At 31.7% G+C, this 17,309-nt stretch carries 16 protein-coding genes; 13 read left to right on the forward strand and 3 right to left on the reverse strand.

The genetic code is table 11. The features are described 5' to 3' along the window. Both DG508_RS15740 and DG508_RS15745 read left to right on the forward strand, forming a co-directional pair. Complete coding sequence (locus DG508_RS15740) at positions 1-441, forward strand: hypothetical protein (protein WP_108869066.1); 441 nt, start codon at positions 1-3, stop codon at positions 439-441. 473 nt (positions 442-914) lie between these two features. After that, positions 915-2,456 (forward strand): DUF5018 domain-containing protein, encoded by a 1,542-nt coding sequence (locus tag DG508_RS15745; RefSeq protein ID WP_108869067.1) that lies wholly within the window; start codon positions 915-917, stop codon positions 2,454-2,456. 87 nt (positions 2,457-2,543) lie between these two features. Here the strand turns inward: DG508_RS15745 and DG508_RS15750 are convergent, their stop codons facing one another. After that, positions 2,544-3,182, reverse strand: a complete 639-nt coding sequence (locus DG508_RS15750) for an alpha/beta hydrolase (RefSeq protein WP_108869068.1) — start codon at positions 3,180-3,182, stop codon at positions 2,544-2,546. Between the two features lie 313 nt (positions 3,183-3,495). Between DG508_RS15750 and DG508_RS15755 the strand changes: the two genes are divergently transcribed. The 7 genes from DG508_RS15755 (at position 3,496) to DG508_RS15780 (ending at position 9,255) form a co-directional block, all read left to right on the forward strand. Next, entirely contained in the window at positions 3,496-3,861 is a 366-nt protein-coding gene (locus tag DG508_RS15755; RefSeq protein WP_416354251.1) for a PaaI family thioesterase, read from the forward strand. 1 nt (position 3,862) lies between these two features. Further along, the gene (locus tag DG508_RS15760; RefSeq protein ID WP_108869070.1) at positions 3,863-4,954 is read left to right on the forward strand and encodes an isochorismate synthase; all 1,092 of its coding nucleotides are present in this window, start codon (positions 3,863-3,865) and stop codon (positions 4,952-4,954) included. 55 nt (positions 4,955-5,009) lie between these two features. Continuing rightward, positions 5,010-6,734, forward strand: a complete 1,725-nt coding sequence (menD, locus tag DG508_RS15765) for a 2-succinyl-5-enolpyruvyl-6-hydroxy-3-cyclohexene-1-carboxylic-acid synthase (RefSeq protein WP_108869071.1) — start codon at positions 5,010-5,012, stop codon at positions 6,732-6,734. A gap of 110 nt (positions 6,735-6,844) precedes the next feature. Continuing rightward, complete coding sequence (locus DG508_RS15770) at positions 6,845-7,186, forward strand: DUF2853 family protein (protein WP_103864733.1); 342 nt, start codon at positions 6,845-6,847, stop codon at positions 7,184-7,186. A gap of 114 nt (positions 7,187-7,300) precedes the next feature. After that, on the forward strand, positions 7,301-8,134 hold the full coding sequence (locus DG508_RS15775; RefSeq protein ID WP_108869072.1) for a CvfB family protein: 834 nt from the start codon (positions 7,301-7,303) through the stop codon (positions 8,132-8,134). Positions 8,135-8,338: 204 nt separating this feature from the next. After that, positions 8,339-8,653 carry a hypothetical protein gene (locus DG508_RS21060; protein ID WP_159090862.1) on the forward strand — a complete coding sequence of 105 codons (315 nt, stop codon included), beginning with the start codon at positions 8,339-8,341 and terminating at the stop codon, positions 8,651-8,653. A 92-nt stretch (positions 8,654-8,745) separates the two neighbouring features. Next, complete coding sequence (locus DG508_RS15780) at positions 8,746-9,255, forward strand: ferritin (protein ID WP_108869295.1); 510 nt, start codon at positions 8,746-8,748, stop codon at positions 9,253-9,255. A gap of 90 nt (positions 9,256-9,345) precedes the next feature. Here DG508_RS15780 and DG508_RS15785 read toward each other — a convergent pair whose 3' ends face one another. Next, the gene (locus DG508_RS15785) at positions 9,346-9,780 is read right to left on the reverse strand and encodes a hypothetical protein (protein ID WP_108869073.1); all 435 of its coding nucleotides are present in this window, start codon (positions 9,778-9,780) and stop codon (positions 9,346-9,348) included. Positions 9,781-10,004: 224 nt separating this feature from the next. Here DG508_RS15785 and DG508_RS15790 point away from each other — a divergent pair, with 224 nt between their 5' ends. The 4 genes from DG508_RS15790 (at position 10,005) to DG508_RS15805 (ending at position 14,814) form a co-directional block, all read left to right on the forward strand. After that, on the forward strand, positions 10,005-11,906 hold the full coding sequence (locus DG508_RS15790) for a LodA/GoxA family CTQ-dependent oxidase (RefSeq protein ID WP_108869074.1): 1,902 nt from the start codon (positions 10,005-10,007) through the stop codon (positions 11,904-11,906). Beyond that, positions 11,854-13,011 (forward strand): NAD(P)/FAD-dependent oxidoreductase, encoded by a 1,158-nt coding sequence (locus DG508_RS15795; protein WP_234418248.1) that lies wholly within the window; start codon positions 11,854-11,856, stop codon positions 13,009-13,011. Before DG508_RS15790 ends, DG508_RS15795 begins: the two co-directional genes overlap by 53 nt. A gap of 146 nt (positions 13,012-13,157) precedes the next feature. Continuing rightward, complete coding sequence (locus DG508_RS15800; protein ID WP_199912798.1) at positions 13,158-14,000, forward strand: 1,4-dihydroxy-2-naphthoyl-CoA synthase; 843 nt, start codon at positions 13,158-13,160, stop codon at positions 13,998-14,000. Between the two features lie 217 nt (positions 14,001-14,217). Next, positions 14,218-14,814: a hypothetical protein gene (locus tag DG508_RS15805; protein ID WP_108869075.1), complete on the forward strand. Its 597-nt coding sequence runs from the start codon at positions 14,218-14,220 to the stop codon at positions 14,812-14,814. A gap of 10 nt (positions 14,815-14,824) precedes the next feature. On the opposite strand, the gene DG508_RS15810 is transcribed toward DG508_RS15805, so the two are convergent. After that, positions 14,825-17,239 carry an alpha-ketoacid dehydrogenase subunit alpha/beta gene (locus DG508_RS15810; RefSeq protein ID WP_108869076.1) on the reverse strand — a complete coding sequence of 805 codons (2,415 nt, stop codon included), beginning with the start codon at positions 17,237-17,239 and terminating at the stop codon, positions 14,825-14,827. Between the last annotated feature and the right edge of the window lie 70 nt (positions 17,240-17,309).

Raw genomic sequence — 17,309 nt, forward strand, 5'->3', positions numbered from 1 at the left:
ATGAATGATACTTCAGACATGAAGAACTTTACCAATATATCAGATATAATAAGTATTACAGAATTTGAAAAAATCAAAACATTTATACTTACAAAAGGAGATAGAATGTTTTATCGAAGTTTTGATAGTAACAACCCTCATTTTAAGTTTACAAATTTTGATGTATTCATGGGGGCTGATATTGGACAAGCTAATATAAATAATGATCCTACTATTTCAGATTTTAATGAACTTACAATAGTAGATAGGAATGCTGATATTACATATTATCATATTGTGATTGTGAGAAAAGGGGACTTAAAAGCTCAAAAAGCGTGGATTATAAAGGGAATGAAAGAAGAACAAGTGTATCTCGTAGATGTTTATAGTAAAGGAGTAGAATTGATGCTAAATAATCTACCAAACTACTTAAAAAAAATAAAAAAAGAAATAGCTATATAAAATCTTCTTCTTGATTTAAGGGTAATCATGGTATTTTCAGTCATTTAGGTTGCATGTTATTTATATAACTTGAGAATAAGTGTATTTATATACAAAAACATGTGTCCTGAAAACAAAATAATCTTCTAAATGATTATTTGATATTAGTCAAATTTTTTTCTGCAAAAACTAAATACATTTGCTTACAACTTAAGAAAGTTACTAAGTGTAAAATTGTTTTATATGAAGCAATTATTCTTTTAAGTCATTTTAAACAATTAAAAAGAAGAATATATTATCGATTTTTTTTAATAAATGAAGAATTTTTAGATTTCCCATTTCTATATGGTCAAACCAGTAGTACTCTGGTTTTTTGCTGAATTGAATAAGTAAAAAGTAAGGAATAAAAATCTGATAAAATGGGCTTACATAAAGTATATATACTCTTTAAATAATACAGATAAAACCTTTAGCGCTTTCAAAAAAAAAATAAAATGAGCATAAAAAAAATCGTGTTAGCTATTTTTCCTTTATTTCTTCTGTTTTCTTGTTCTGAAGATGACTCAGATACTTCAAATCCCACTAATAAAATACCTAAGATTGTTTCTTTTGAATTTATGAAGAGTGATAATAGTAGCCTTTCTGCAGATGTTTCTGCAACGATAAATCATACAGAAAAAACAATTAGTGTTATTTTTCCTCCTAATACTGCACTAGAATCTCTTATTCCTTCAATATCGGTATCAGAAGGTGTGGATATAACGCCTAATAATATGGTTGAACAGGATTTTAGAGAACCATCTATATATATACTTAGCGGAGAAGGATTTGAAAAAACAGAATATACTATTACTACGTTTGTAACAGGCAGTGATAAAGCGGCAATTCAAAAACTTAGTTTTTTAACAAGTAATAATCCCCATTTGGTTGAAAACATTACTACAGTTATAGAAGGTTCAGTTATAAAAGCCCAAATATCGGAAGCCATAGATCTTTCAGCGTTAATTCCTTCTATAGAAATTTTTGAAGGAGCAAGTATTAGCCCTGATAATAATACCCCTATGGATTTTACCGAGGATGTAAAATATATCGTTACAGCTCAAGATGCTACAACTAAATCAGAATATACTGTTCAAATAACAAGCTTAAGCAGTACTAAAGAAATCACTAAATTTCAATTTAGTATTGATAGCCAAATATATGATGCCAATATTGATCATAATACCTTTGAGGTTTCTCTAGCATTACCTTATAATACAGATTTGACAAACTTAGTACCAATTGTAGAGATCGGTAGTGCAATAAGTATTACCCCTTCAAGCAGTGTAGCACAAAACTTTAATGAAGTCGTTATATATACGATAACAGCAGAAGATGGCAGTACGCAAGAATATAAAGCTATTATAACTACTATGACAGCCTCACAAAATGATAGAGCCGTTTTAGAAGAACTATATAATCTTAACAAAGATTATAATTCATTATTTACTTATTTGAATTGGGATTTGGATGCTGATAATATGGACAGTTGGGAAGGAGTAACTTTATCAGGAACAAGAGTAACAGAACTTATTATCTCATCTACAATAAATATCTATAAACTACCAGAAAGCATAGGTAAGCTTTCAGAACTAAATGGACTAACTATTGTGGGGTCAAAATTGAATACTTTACCTACTCAAATAGGTGATTTAGAAAAATTAGAAATACTCACCATAACTAATAATAAGAATCTTACATCAATTCCAGCAGAAATAGGGAAACTAAAATCATTAAATAGCCTTATTTTATATGATAATAATCTGAATGAATTACCTGTAGAAATCAGACAAATGACTAGTGTATTTCGAATAGATGTAAAAAACAATAATTTAAACTCTCTACCAGTAGAAATTGCTAACATACCTAATTTATTAGTTTTAAATGTTTCAGGTAACCCTTTAATCGTTATTCCACAGGTGATTTGTGATATGAAAACAGAAACTACCAACGTAAGTATATTAATTACAAAAGATGAAGAAGATGTCTGTAGTTAAAAATATTATTTTTTTGTTTTGAAAAGTGATTAGTATGACCCAGCTCCCTAAGTTGTCATGGATAGGGAGCTTTTACTTTTATCTATTTTATAAAACATCGATCAACGTTTTTGGATCTAATTCATGTCCTCCAGTATGAGTTATAAACTTAATCTGAGGTAGTATTTCTTGTAATCTTCTGATTTGGTTTTCTACTTTATCAATTTCAAAATATGGATCTTTTTCTCCAAGAATATGGGACACTTTTGTGTCTTGAGACATAAAAGTAAAATCCTCTTTAGATAATTCTTTAGGGAACCCACCAGATATGATAACAAGAGCATCACAATGTATTTTGCGACTCGCTATCCATCTACTGGCAATACTTACTCCCTGTGAATATCCTAGTACAACCAATTTTGTGCCCTCAGGGATTTTTTCTGAAGCTATAAGAGCATCTATATACCGTAACACATTCTCGGTATCAGATTGTGTGTTCTCTTTTGTTAACCAGCTAGAACCAACACGTTTATACGAATTGTCTTTATAATATTTTGAAGGAGCTTGTGGAGCAATAATATAGTTTTCTTCTTTGTTTAGCCCATCAAAAAACCTAATAAAATAACGACTTAAATATCCTATACCATGAAAAACTAACCAAACTGTTTTTGTAGTAGACTGTAAGTTATTTATGGTAGAATAAGTATTTGTAGCATTATATGTAACTTCTTTTTCGGTAGTATTCATGAGGTATTGGTAAAAATATTTTTGTTCAAAGACCCGCAAGATATTTTGTTTTTTTATTATAAAAAATAAGAACATCAAAAAAATAAATGAAGCATACTGTAGAAAAAGGTAAAAGAGATAAACTAATCTAGGAGATTTTTTAAGAATCACAGTTAAGTAACAATAAAAATGACTAGATCGGATAACAAAAGATGTAGGAGTTAGAATTATTAAAACTCATTGTATATTTTTGTTTCAAATTTTTTTGAAGCTTATGGAGTTAACTCAGTCAGAAATATTGGAATTATGTGCCAATATGTGTAAAAATACTTTGATGGAAACTTTAGAGATTTCCTTCTGTGAAGTAGGAGATTCTTATTTGGTAGCCAAAATGCCAGTAACTTCAAGAGTATATCAACCAGATGGGGTTTTACATGGTGGCGCTATGGTTGCCTTAGCAGAAAGTGTAGGGAGTGCTGCTTCTTATGTTTTCATGAATAATAAGGAGTTTTATATACGAGGAATAGAAATATCTGCAAATCATGTAAAGAGTGTAAAGGATGGATATGTTTATGCAAAAGCAGAAGTGTTACACAAAGGCCGTACCACTCAGCTTTGGGATATCAAAATACGCGATGAAGAAGATAATTTGGTATCAATAGTAAAGTTAACAACTATTGCACTTCCTAAAACGAAGTAGTATGGAGATAAAAAATGTGTATACCAAGATTCAGCAACAATTGGATCTACAATTACCATTTGTAGCATATCAAAAAGCAAATACGCATTCATTACAGGTTTTTCTTCAGGAAGATAGTTTATTGTATGAGGTAAAAGGAGGGACTGATTCAGGATTTGTTTTCGCTCCTTTTGATAGTATTCATAAGAAAGTATTAATACCATCACAAAAAAGTACATCCTATACTGTAAATACTACTGATAAAATACATGATGATCATGTAGGTAAATCTCATTTTTTACCAGAACAAGATATCGTATCAGTATCGATCAAAGAAAATCATAAACAACTGGTAGCACAAGGAAAAGAAGCAATAAAAGCAGGTGTTTTTGAAAAAGTAGTATTATCTCGTAGAGAAGAAGTAGATACATCGATTACGAATAATCCACTACAATTGTTTAAAAAACTACTATTTACCTATCCCAAAGCTTTTGTTTATATCTGGTATCACCCTCAAATAGGTTTATGGTTAGGAGCCACTCCAGAAACTCTGATAAAAGTAAAAGATCATAATTTTTCTACAATGGCTTTGGCAGGAACACAACCATTTATAGATACAATAAATGTAGATTGGGGTGCTAAGGAATTGGTAGAACAGGAAATGGTTACAACTTATGTAATCAAAGAATTATCTACAGTAGTTAAAAATATAGAGTATTCAGGAACATATACACATAAAGCTGGTACATTATTACATCTGCGTACAGATATCAATGGTATTTTGAGTGATACAGATACAACTATAGAGAATATAATTAATGTTTTGCATCCAACCCCTGCTGTTTGTGGAGTTCCAAAAAATGAGGCGAAATCTTTTATTCTTAAAAAAGAAGGATATGATCGTAAATATTATACTGGTTTTTTAGGAGAACTCAATATAAAAAAGGAAGGAAAGGTAATGTCTGAGATATTTGTAAATCTTCGATGTATGGAAATAGAGAAAAACAAAGCCGTTTTATATGTAGGAGGAGGGATAACAAAAGACTCTGATCCAGAGAAAGAGTGGGAGGAGACTGTAAGAAAAACAGAAACGATGAAAAAGGTTTTGTTTTAAATTCTTTAAAAACCTGATGTGAATTTTAGTATGATATTGTAATTTAGCCCTTCTAATGAAGAAACGCTTATATTCAAAAATTCCTTTAGCTCAATCTGTAGTTGCATTATGTGAGGCAAAAGGAATTAACCATATTGTTATTTCCCCAGGATCTCGTAATGCACCTTTAACTATTGGTTTTAGTGAACACCCTAATATGCATTGTTATAGTATTGTAGACGAAAGATGTGCAGCTTTTTTTGCATTAGGGATAGCACAACAAATACAACAACCTGTTGCTCTTGTATGTACCTCAGGAAGTGCTTTGTTGAATTATTATCCTGCCATTTCAGAAGCATTTTATAGTGATATTCCTCTGATCGTTTTGAGTGCAGATAGACCTATAGAAAGGATTGATATTGGTGATGGTCAAACAATTCGTCAAAAAAATGTTTTTGCAAATCATATTTTATACGCTGCCAATTTATATTCAGAAGTAGTTGCAGAAACCACAATAAATGATCAAAAAGTAAGACAAAAGCAAAGAGAAGCTCAAAAACATAATGAGAGAGAGATTAATCTAGCATTAAATAAGGCTATCAAAGAAAAAGGACCAGTACATATTAATATTCCTTTTTATGAACCATTATATGATAAGCTAGATACCCCCACAGTGACTCCTAAGAATATTCCTGTAGAAAATTCTCATTACCATTTTTCTGAAGATCTACAGTCTGAGATGCTTTCAGAATGGAATAAGGCAAAGCGAAAATTGATATTGATAGGGGTGAACTCTCCTGAAATGATAGATCAAAAATGGATAGAATACTTATCTAAAGATCCATCTGTTCTAGTATTAACAGAAACAACGTCTAATATTCACCATCATTCACATATTAATTGTATAGATCAATTAATCTCTAGTTTGACAGAGGATGAATTTATAGAACTACAACCAGATATTCTATTAACAATAGGAGGGATGGTGGTTTCTAAGCGAATCAAAAGCTTTTTGAGACAGTACCAACCCAATCTACATTGGCATATTGATGCAAAAAAGGCGTTTGATACTTATTTTTGCCTTACCGAGCATATTAAACTACAGCCTTCAATATTTTTTACCCAATTTTTTAAAGATATAATGTTAACTCAAAGTGATTACAAATCAACTTGGCTAGCTATTAGAGATCAAAGAAGAGTAAAACATACTACTTACCTTGATCAAGTTTTATTTACTGACCTCAAAGCATTTGAAGCTGTTTTTAAAGGTATTCCAGACGGACAAATGATACAGTTAAGCAACAGTTCGACAGTTCGTTATGCACAATTGTTTACACTAAACCCTACCTTCAAAGTGTTTTGTAACCGAGGTACCAGTGGTATAGATGGTAGTACCTCTACTGCAATTGGAGCAGCTATGGCTTCTAGAATTCCTACTACTTTACTTACAGGAGATCTGAGTTTTTTTTATGATAGCAATGGGTTATGGAATGAATATATACCTTCTAATTTTAAAATTATTGTGATCAATAATGGAGGAGGAGGGATATTCAGGATTTTACCAGGTAAAGAAAATAGTACTAATTTTGCTACATATTTTGAAACTACGCATCAGCTTACAGCTGTACACCTGAGTGAAATGTATGGATTTGAATATTCTACGGCATACACTCTTGAGGAAGTCGTAAAAGAAACTCAAAAAATCTATGCCACAGATAATAAACCTCAATTATTAGAGATTTTTACTCCTCGAGAAGAAAATGATGGTTCTTTAGTCGGCTATTTTAGGTCTTTTGTCTAAAAACCACGTTTTTATATACTTAAACTATTTATTATTCATTAATTATTGATCTATATTTGAGTTAGAGAATTAATTAAAAGAAAACTAAAAACCTAAAACATTATCATCTTATGAGTAAAAGAGACGAATTAATTACAAAGTACGCTGCTGACATTAAGGATAAAATAGGTCAAACGCCTGATATGGATCTTCTAACCAAAGTTACAATCGGCTGTGGACCTGCTATCTATAATGCAGATGCCGCTACAGTATCCGGTAGTGATCCAAGCGAATTAGAAACAGTAAAGAAAAATTTCTTAATCAAAAAATTAGGATTATCTGATGGTCCAAAATTAGATGAAGCTATTGCTTCTGTGATGGAAACTTATGGTAAGTCTAACCGTAATAAATACAGAGCCGTAGTATATTACTTATTAGCAAAACATTTCGGGAAAGAGTCTATTTATAACTAGAATCCCCGATTATTATAACACAAAAAAAAGGTGTAGCGATAAGCTACACCTTTTTTTATTTAATTTTGAATACTCTAGAAGATTAAAAAATTATCTTTGCGCAAAAATAAAGGTATGCTTGCATTAGGAGTTTATAATACATTAGAAATATTAAGAGACAGAGAACCTGGTATTTTCTTAGGAGATGAAGAAGGGAATGAGGTTTTACTTCCTAATAAATATGTACCCGAAGAATTCGAAATAGGTGATAAAATCAAAGTATTTGTGTACTTGGATAGTCATGAGCGTGTTGTAGCGACTACTCTAGAACCTTTTGCAACAGTAAAATCATTTGCTTATTTAAAATGTACAAGTGTATCTCCTGTAGGAGCTTTTATAGATTGGGGACTAGAGAAAGATCTTTTTGTTCCTTTTAAAGAACAAGCTTCTAAGATGAGAGTAGGGAGTTGGTATCTCGTTTATGTGTATTTAGATGAAGAAACAAACCGATTGGTAGCATCAAGTAAAACCAATTCATTTTTAGATAATTCATTGGTTTTATTATCGTCCTATGACGAAGTACACCTTATTGCTTCTCATCCTTCTCCACAAGGATGGAATATGATTGTGAATCAAAAACACCTTGGATTGGTATATGCAGATGAAATTTTTCAGAAGGTAACACCAGGAGATGAACTTACAGGGTACATTAAGAAAGTTAGGCCTGATGGTAAAATTGATCTTACTTTACAACGACATGGATATCGTAGTATAGAGCCTAATGCAGATCTTATATTGAAAGAATTACGTGCTAGTGGTGGTTTTATTGATCTCAATGATAAATCAAATCCTGATGACATTAAAGAGGTATTTCAATTAAGTAAAAAAAGTTTTAAAAAAGCCATAGGTACTTTATATAAAGCAAGAAAAATTACTATCGAAAAAGATGGGATTAGACTTATTGATTAGACATAAACAATAACAGTAAGCTACGTATATACATGGTTTTAATTCTACTATTGTTATTTATTGTTTTGATTGTAAGGCTTCTATCTATGTTTTTTTTGCTATAATACTATTTTAGGTGTCTTTATGTAGATAACAAAGGAAAAATTGACTATCATTTTATTTGTATTAAGTCTAAATAATGATTAATTTAGCCACCGCGAAGCTATGGATCTTATTTTTTCTTCTACATATTATACATCATATCAATCGACTACAGAGCGATGTTACTATATTGATTTTGGTCATAAGACGGTAAAGGTTTCTTTTTGTCAATTATTAAGCTTGCGATACAAAGCAAAGCAAATGTCTTCTATAGAATATATAGATAATCTACTCAATAAATATAACGATACTGTATTGCTTACTTTATGTGATAATCAGCATCTTATTTTATTAGATACGCTTATGGTGTTGGATTTTATAGATTTTATAAAAGGTACATTTACCATGATAGAACTTAATGCAGAACTTGTGTCCTAAGCATTGTTATTAGATTTAGACTTACTATAAATTAAATGCCAACCCTGTTTTGCAGCTGTATTTTCTATACTTTTATAAAAAATTATAAAGAAATGGAAAACCTAACAAGACAAGAAATAAGCATTAATCTAGAAGTCATGGATATGCTTAACGAGCAAATTGCAAAAGAACAAAGAGCATCATCACTATATTTGGCTATGGCCTCATGGTGTGATCAAAGAACACTTGTAAATAGTGCTTCTTTTTTTTACAAACAAGCAGAAGAAGAAAGAGAACATATGATGAAAATTTTTAAGTTCATCAATGATACAGGTGGATCTGCATATTCTCCAGTAGTTTCAGACCTTGCACATGAGTTCTCTTCTCTTAGAGAAGTTTTTGAAACAGCATTAGGACATGAAATAACCATTAGTCAGTCTATTTATAAAATCGTAGCAAAGTGTAGAAAAGTTAACGATTTTGGGTCAGAAAACTTTTTAATGTGGTTTGTAGAGGAGCAACTTGAAGAAGAAGAGACTCTTAAGGATATTCTTGATATGTTTGACCTATCAGGAGATATGCCATTACAATACATCGATGAAAGAATTCCTGTAGGGAAGTAATAGATTTCATTTTAATGCATTAAACAAAATTCTTGTGTTTCTAAAATAAATGAACTCGATTGTTTGAATATATTCAGATGATCGAGTTTTTTAATTTTCAAAATTAGTACCTGAGTACAGGTAGCTTCGATAAAACAATCGAGCGTCTCTATATGCCGTATTTTTTAAACCACTGCTGTTGTATCTCGTAGTTCTATTTGAATTATATGCACGACCAGATACTCTAAAACTAGAAGTTTTAGACTTTGGAATCTGTGTTATATTATGTTTCAAAGTTCCTCCTTTAGGCTTTTTTTTCACCATCATAAACATAGAGTTATCTTTCTTTCTTAAATATTGTTGTCTTAAATCAATATTTAAATCTACTTCTGTAAGTTGATAGTTTTTTCCTTTTATTTCTTCCTCATGCAATAATAGTGGAGCGCCCAATTCTTGCCATTCTATAACGATTGATTGTAAAGAAGGTTCTTGCCCAAAAGAAAATAGACTTATGCAAATGCTACATAATGATATATAAATTTTCATAGAGATAAATATATTATATAATCATTAAAAAACAATAGTATTTAATATCTATTAGAGTAAAATAATCATTCATCTACTATATATAAAATACGAATGATATTGTTCTAAAACAACAGTTTTTATTTTTGATAGCGAATTTTTTAAGTCTAAATTTGATAGAAGCAATAAATAACACATCTAACGTATTTTAGAATAAATACGTAGTAATAACCAACTTAAATCATATGAAAAACGATGAAATTAATAGCATTGCTATTTATCCTCCTATTGGTATATCCCGAATAGGAAATTCTCAAGAGTATTTTTTATCCTCTGATATCCCTGGAGTTCCTGTTGAACCTACGGGAGGTTTTAAGGATTCAGAAGGTAGAGTAAAAAAACAAGTAGCTCGATTTAGGGTATATGCATTTAATAAAGAAGGAAAAGTTCTTCACGAGGTAAAACTCTCAAATTCTACTACTATAGAGTGGCGAGTGCATGTAGCCAATATAAAATCTGCTTGGTATCAATTTAACAATGCATTGGATCTAGAAGGATGGGCTATACCTTCTGAGCTTCGAAATAAAACAGAAACAGATCGTGAACAATTAATAATTGATCCAGGAGTAAGAACTATTTCAGGAAAAAATAAGGAGGGAGATGCATATCGATTTGATTCTGGTAAATTTTATAGTAAAGAAGTGCCTCTAGGTGAAATTCGTACCGATGAAGAAGGGCGCTTATTATTTTTTGGTGGGGATGGAGACTCAGCATCAAAAGATAATAAAGAAGCTATTACATTTGCAAATAATGAGGGATGGCATGATGACACTTGTGATGGTGTTATTAGGGCTAAAGTAACCATTAATGGACAAGAATTTGAAGCTAAGCCTGCAATGGTTGCAGTAACTCCTCCTGATTTTGGTCCTGGATTGTATGGTGTAGTAACAATGAATGATGTCGTTCAAGATTTATTTATACGAGAAATGAATTATCCTAATCCCTCTGCTCAAGGTATAGAATTCTGGAGAGACATCTATCCAATGCTAGAGAGAATGACCAATACACAATGGGTTAATCTAGGATTCTTTATGTTATTTGGTAAAAACTCTCCATCGGATTTTACAAACTCAGAATTAGTTAGCAAGCTATCAGACTCTTCTGACTCTAATAAACAAGAGAGACAGAGAGTGTTTAACTGGTTTAGAGATCCAGATTCTGATGAATATACACCTACAAAAATACCTCCCTTTTATGGAGATGGTTTTGGAGAGTATGAAGAAATTGCTCTTGTAGATTTACCCATAACAAGAACGCAGTATTCTAGATTAAAAAAATGGGCAGAAGGTGATTTTACTATAGGAGAACCTATTGTACAAAAACCTTTTAATCAATTGACTGTAGAAGAACAAATTAATGCACTTAATCAAGCTCCATTAGAAGAATGTTTAGGAGGACCTTTTCATCCAGGAATTGAACTTACTTGGCCAATGCGAATAAAAATTATGTGGGAATCACCATATAGATTGCGAGTTGTAGAAGAAGGGAAATTACCAGAATTAGATTTTGGACCACTTTTATCTACTGTTATTGCTTTAGGTGAAAACGGCCCTTTATCAAATAGCGGCCCTGGTTCTTTGACTAGGTGGTTAGGGGTGCCATGGCAAACAGATGAAGCAAGTTGCTTGTCTGGCTATGATACATCAACATATCTACCGTTGCCTTCATTTTGGGCAGCACGAGTACCTAATCAAGTATTGAGTGAAGATGGTTTTGAGCGTATGGGAGTACATAGCCTAAATATTGCTCAACGATTGAAACATTTTGATAATAGACAGGATTGGTTAAGAGATTTTGGGTCAGATTATACAAAAAAGATTAATTTAATGATTAATGAGTGGCATGAACTTGGAATTATAGCTCCTGTAAATCAAAATAATGAGAATGAGTTTTTACCAGATAAAATATGGAAAGAAACGGGCAGACATTTTAGTGGGGAAGACCCAACATTTAGACAAGTCCTTTATGCTGAAAACGCAGAGGATGAAACGACAGAGTATGATACTATAGAAAATCTTGCGCTATTAAAAAGTGATGCACCTTCACGAGAAAGAAAAAGAAGAACATTTGGTCGTGGAGAGAGATAGTTATAAATTTCCTATTGTTATTGTTGGTGGTGGCCCTTCAGGGCTAGCCACCTCTTTAACACTTTGTTTTAGAGGAATCAAGCACTGCATTGTAGAAGCTAGATCAACACCACTTTGCAAATATGGAGAAGCTATTCCACCAAACGCAAAACCATTGTTTAAACAATTAGGAATTGATCACCTGCTTACTAGTAAGCAACATATACCGTATTTTGGGAATAAAAGCTGTTGGGGTAATGATAGATTAGAACAAAAGAATTTTATAAGTGAATTACATGGTCATGGATACTTATTAAATAGGTTATTTTTTGAAACACAGATGCAAGATTTGGTTAAAAATAGTGAAGCAACTACATTTTTTGGCTACCGTTTAAAAAGTGTTAGAAATCAAACTAATAACTTAAAAATTAAAATTCAAAAAAACGATAAGATATTACAGATAGAGGGGGAGTACATTATAGATGCAACAGGAAGAAAAGCTTCTGTATGTAGTCGTTTGGGGGTTTTAAAAAATAAATTAGATGAGCAGTTTGCGCTGGTTTATAGGATGAAATTATCTAAAGCAATCGAAAAACAAATTTTTATAGAAGCAACATCTAATGGTTGGTGGTATGTGGCTCCAACATTGGATAATGAGGTTGTGATGATGTTTTTTACAATAAAAGAACTTTTACCTGTAAAGGTTAAAACAGCTATTTTTTTAGAACAAGAATTAGATACAACTATACATTTATCAAAAATAATAAAAGGAATATCTTTTAATGAGAAAGAAATATCAATAATTCCTGCAAATACCAGTTGTTTAGAGAAGCCATATGGAAAAAAATGGATTGCGGTTGGAGATGCAGCTTATTCATATGACCCAATATCATCATACGGTATTACTTCTGCTTTGGCTTCTGGGTATTACGCTGGGCATGCTTTGGCAGATTTGTTCTTAGGAAAAGAATACTCACTAGATGTTTATCATTATATAGTAGGAAAAGCATTTTCTGAATATGAAAAAAAACTAATAACACATTATGCTATTGAAAAAAGGTGGAAAAATAGCTTGTATTGGAGAAAACGAACAGAAAAATATCTTTTTTTAGAGAACAAACTATAATGATATAAGAATATATCAATTTAGCTTTTTCATGATACATCAAATAGATTCTGCCAATTTATTTTAGGTTGTAAATACAAAAAAAATAGTATCAATATTTATAAGAACATATATTATAGTATTTTTGAAATCACAAAAATTATATCATGAGTTCAATAGACTGGAAAACTGTAAAAGAATACGAAGATATCACCTACAAAAAATCAGGAGGTATTGCTCGAATAGCCTTTAATAGGCCAAATGTACGTAATGCTTTTAGACCCAAAACAACAAGTGAACTTTATGATGCTTTTTATGATGTACAAGAAGATACATCGATAGGAGTTGTTTTACTTTCTGCAGAAGGGCCATCTACAAAGGATGGTATATATAGTTTTTGTAGTGGAGGAGATCAAAATGCAAGAGGACATCAAGGTTATGTAGGTGATGATGGTAGACATCGATTAAATATTTTAGAAGTTCAAAGGCTTATAAGATTTATGCCAAAAGTTGTGATTGCTGTAGTACCAGGTTGGGCAGTAGGAGGTGGGCATAGCCTACATGTGGTTTGTGATCTTACATTGGCAAGTAAAGAACATGCGATATTTAAGCAAACAGATGCAGATGTTACTAGTTTTGATGGTGGATATGGGTCTGCATATTTGGCAAAGATGGTAGGGCAGAAAAAGGCACGTGAAATTTTCTTTTTAGGAAGAAATTATTCTGCACAAGATGCTTATGAAATGGGAATGGTAAATGCTGTAATTCCTCATGAAGAATTAGAGGATACTGCGTATCAATGGGGATTAGAAATTCTAGAAAAATCCCCAACTTCTATAAAAATGTTGAAATTTGCAATGAATCTTACAGATGATGGTATGGTTGGTCAACAAGTATTTGCTGGCGAAGCTACTAGATTGGCGTATATGACAGATGAGGCTAAGGAGGGAAGAAATGCTTTTCTAGAAAAAAGAAAACCTGATTTTAAAGACATTAAGTGGATGCCATAACCTTAATATGGTAAATAAATAAGAAAAATAATTACACAAAAGATAGTTATTAAAATAAGCTTTTAAATGGAATAAAAGTAAGTGGAAATTATATTTTTTGTGTAATTATTATTATATTCAAATCTATAGATTTGAACAAAAAATAACAATTAACAAAACTCTTTTTTGAGCTTTGTTTTTTAGGATACGTATACAATTTTTATAATTCGCCCCCACAATGAATATTAAAGATGAAGATTTACTGTCTTTGCATTACCAAATAGAAAAAGCTGAAACCAAACAGAAGAAGCTTGAAGATTTACTTGTTCTAGAATCCAACAGTCTAAAAGAGAGTAAAAAAGCTATTTGGGTATTAGGTGCATTTTCGTTAGCACTTCTTTTATTAGTTATTTTTCTTATCATTCGACCTAATCACTCGTTAAAAACTTCTAAGTCAAATACAATTGCTTATAGTGATAGTAGTTTAAGGATTTCTTCTTTGAAAAAGGAAATAGCGTCGTTAAAACAAGAAAAAAATAATATCAAGGAAATAAAAGATCTCTATTTTTATAGAAGCTTGATCAATAAAGATACGGTATACTCTGTGCAGTTTAAAGCTTTTAGTAATAAAAAAATTCCTTCTATATCAGATAAATACACAAACACACTTATTTATAATGATACTTCTTATTTTAAAATGAGTTTAGGTATTTTTGAAACATTGGCTGAGGCACAAAATTTTAGAAAAACACTAATTAATTCAGGATTTGATAAGCGCATCTTTGTAATTTCTTACAAAGATGGCAAACGCTTAAAAATCGAAAATTATCAATAATATTTCTTTATTATCTTAATTGAGGGAACTTTGCGGGATCAACCTCATTCATAATTGTGTACACATTTTCAAAGATATCTTCTGTAGATGGTTTACTAAAATAATCTCCATCTGTTCCAAAAGCTGGTCTATGTGGTTGCGCACTCAAAGTTTGAGGTTTGCTATCTAAATGTTTGTATATATTTTGTTCATCAATTAATTTATGTAGAATATACCCTGTGGCACCTCCTGGAACATCTTCATCTATAATCAATAATCGATTGGTTTTTGCAACACTTTTTACTATGTCATGTGCGAGATCAAAAGGAAGTAATGACTGTACATCAATCACTTCTGCATTGATTCCTACAGATAATAATTCTTTTGCAGCTTGCTCTACCAATCTAAGTGTAGAACCATAAGATACCAAAGTAATATCGGTTCCTTCTTTAATAGTTTCTACAACTCCTAGAGGTGTTCTAATTTCTGATAAATTAGAAGGCATTTTTTCTTTAAGTCGATATCCATTAAGGCATTCTACAACTACTGCAGGTTCATCACTATCCATTAATGTATTGTAAAACCCTGCTGCTTTCATCATATTTCGTGGTACTAAAATGTGAACCCCTCTCAATAAGTGAATTAAGCCTCCCATCTGTGACCCTGAATGCCATATTCCTTCTAATCTATGGCCTCTTGTTCTTACGATTAAAGGAGCTTTCTGTTTGGCAAAAGTTCTATATCGTAGTGTAGCAAGATCATCACTTAGTCCTTGTATGCAGTATAATATATAATCTAGATATTGAATTTCAGCAATTGGTCTGAGTCCACGCATGGCCATACCAATTCCTTGACCCAATATGGTAGCCTCTCTAATTCCTGCATCAGAAACTCTGATTTCTCCAAATTTTTCTTGTAGACCTTCTAAACCTTGGTTTACATCTCCAATCTTACCACTATCTTCTCCAAAAATAAGAGCCTCAGGAATTCTATTAAATAGTTCTTCAAAATTATTTCTTAGAATTAATCTACCATCAACCTCTTGGCTATCGTCATTATATATAGGAGCAACTTCTTTTATGCTGATAGCTCCAGAATCACTTTCATTATGTAGGTGATCACTGTATTTTGGTTGAACAGTTGCTATATAATTAGTAACCCATTGCTGTAGGGTGACTTTTTCTGTATAGTTTTCCTTAGCAATATATCGTAATGTTTTTCTTGTAGCTTCAAGAATATCTTTTCTAATTGGTTCTTCTTTTGATGCTAAAGTATCTATAAAAGGAGAGATAAAGTTTTTATTCTCACTTTTAGCTTCAATAGTCCTTAGAATATCTAAAGCTTCTTTTTGTTCTGCTTTAATCTCAGAGATATAAGCATTCCAAGCTTCAGTTTTTCCTTTTCGTACTTCTTTTTTTGCTGCTTTCTCAAAATCAATAAGCTCTTCTTCTGTAGCAATATTGTGATCAACAATCCATTCTCTAAATTTCTTGTTACAATCAAATTCACGCTCCCAATTTAAACGCTCCTCGCTTTTATAACGTTCATGAGAACCAGAAGTTGAGTGCCCTTGTGGTTGCGTTAATTCTTTTACATGAATAATAACAGGAATATGTTGTTCACGAGCTAATTTATCAGCTTTTTCATAGGTATCGATTAATGCAGGGTAATCCCAACCATTTACTTTGAATATCTCATAGCCTTCATGATTTTCATCTCGTCTGAATCCTTCTAAAATAAGAGAAATATCTTCTTTGGTTGTTTGATGTTCTGCATGTACAGAAATACCATACTCATCATCCCATACACTTACTACCATTGGTACTTGTAAAACACCACCAGCATTTATAGTTTCCCAGAATAAACCTTCACTAGTACTTGCATTTCCTATAGTTCCCCAAGCAACTTCATCTCCTTTGATTGAGAAATTAGTATAGTCAGCAACACTTTTCTCGTTACGATATACTTTTGATGCTTGTGCTAATCCTAATAATCGTGGCATTTGCCCTGCAGTAGGGGAGATATCTGAGCTTGAATTTTTTTGCTCAGTTAGCTTTTTCCAAGTCCCATCCTCATTAAGACTATGAGTAGAAAAATGGCCTCCCATTTGTCTTCCTGCAGCAAATGGCTCTTTATTTATATCTGTATGTGCGTATAGACCAGCAAAGAACTGATTGACATTATATTTATCAATAGCCATCATAAAGGTTTGATCCCTATAGTATCCAGATCTAAAATCTCCGTTTTTAAAAACCCTAGCCATTGCAAGTTGAGGCAATTCTTTTCCTCCTCCAAAAATCCCGAATTTGGATTTACCTGTCAATACTTCACGTCTACCCAACATACTACATTCTCTACTCACCAAAGCGATTTTGTAATCTCTGATAATTTGATTTCTGTACTCTTCGAATGAAATATTGGATGAAGTAATGGTTTCAGGCTGCATGTGAACGAATTTTTTATTGGTTTGCAAATTTAGTTAAAATACTAGCCATTTGCAAGGAAGAGCTTCTTAA

The organism is Aquimarina aquimarini, from assembly GCF_900299535.1.
Classification (GTDB): Bacteria; Bacteroidota; Bacteroidia; order Flavobacteriales; family Flavobacteriaceae; genus Aquimarina; species Aquimarina aquimarini.

Coding starts and splice junctions, on each gene's coding strand:
- DG508_RS15745 (WP_108869067.1), top strand. CDS start 915: ATGAGCATAAAAAAAATCGTGTTAGCTATTTTTCCTTTATTTCTTCTG.
- DG508_RS15780 (WP_108869295.1), top strand. CDS start 8,746: ATGGAAAACCTAACAAGACAAGAAATAAGCATTAATCTAGAAGTCATG.
- DG508_RS15750 (WP_108869068.1), bottom strand. CDS start 3,182: ATGAATACTACCGAAAAAGAAGTTACATATAATGCTACAAATACTTAT.
- DG508_RS15800 (WP_199912798.1), top strand. CDS start 13,158: ATGAGTTCAATAGACTGGAAAACTGTAAAAGAATACGAAGATATCACC.
- DG508_RS15740 (WP_108869066.1), top strand. CDS start 1: ATGAATGATACTTCAGACATGAAGAACTTTACCAATATATCAGATATA.
- menD (WP_108869071.1), top strand. CDS start 5,010: ATGAAGAAACGCTTATATTCAAAAATTCCTTTAGCTCAATCTGTAGTT.
- DG508_RS15755 (WP_416354251.1), top strand. CDS start 3,496: ATGGAAACTTTAGAGATTTCCTTCTGTGAAGTAGGAGATTCTTATTTG.
- DG508_RS15770 (WP_103864733.1), top strand. CDS start 6,845: ATGAGTAAAAGAGACGAATTAATTACAAAGTACGCTGCTGACATTAAG.
- DG508_RS15760 (WP_108869070.1), top strand. CDS start 3,863: ATGGAGATAAAAAATGTGTATACCAAGATTCAGCAACAATTGGATCTA.
- DG508_RS15810 (WP_108869076.1), bottom strand. CDS start 17,239: ATGCAGCCTGAAACCATTACTTCATCCAATATTTCATTCGAAGAGTAC.
- DG508_RS15785 (WP_108869073.1), bottom strand. CDS start 9,780: ATGAAAATTTATATATCATTATGTAGCATTTGCATAAGTCTATTTTCT.
- DG508_RS21060 (WP_159090862.1), top strand. CDS start 8,339: ATGGATCTTATTTTTTCTTCTACATATTATACATCATATCAATCGACT.
- DG508_RS15805 (WP_108869075.1), top strand. CDS start 14,218: ATGAATATTAAAGATGAAGATTTACTGTCTTTGCATTACCAAATAGAA.
- DG508_RS15790 (WP_108869074.1), top strand. CDS start 10,005: ATGAAAAACGATGAAATTAATAGCATTGCTATTTATCCTCCTATTGGT.
- DG508_RS15775 (WP_108869072.1), top strand. CDS start 7,301: ATGCTTGCATTAGGAGTTTATAATACATTAGAAATATTAAGAGACAGA.
- DG508_RS15795 (WP_234418248.1), top strand. CDS start 11,854: ATGCACCTTCACGAGAAAGAAAAAGAAGAACATTTGGTCGTGGAGAGA.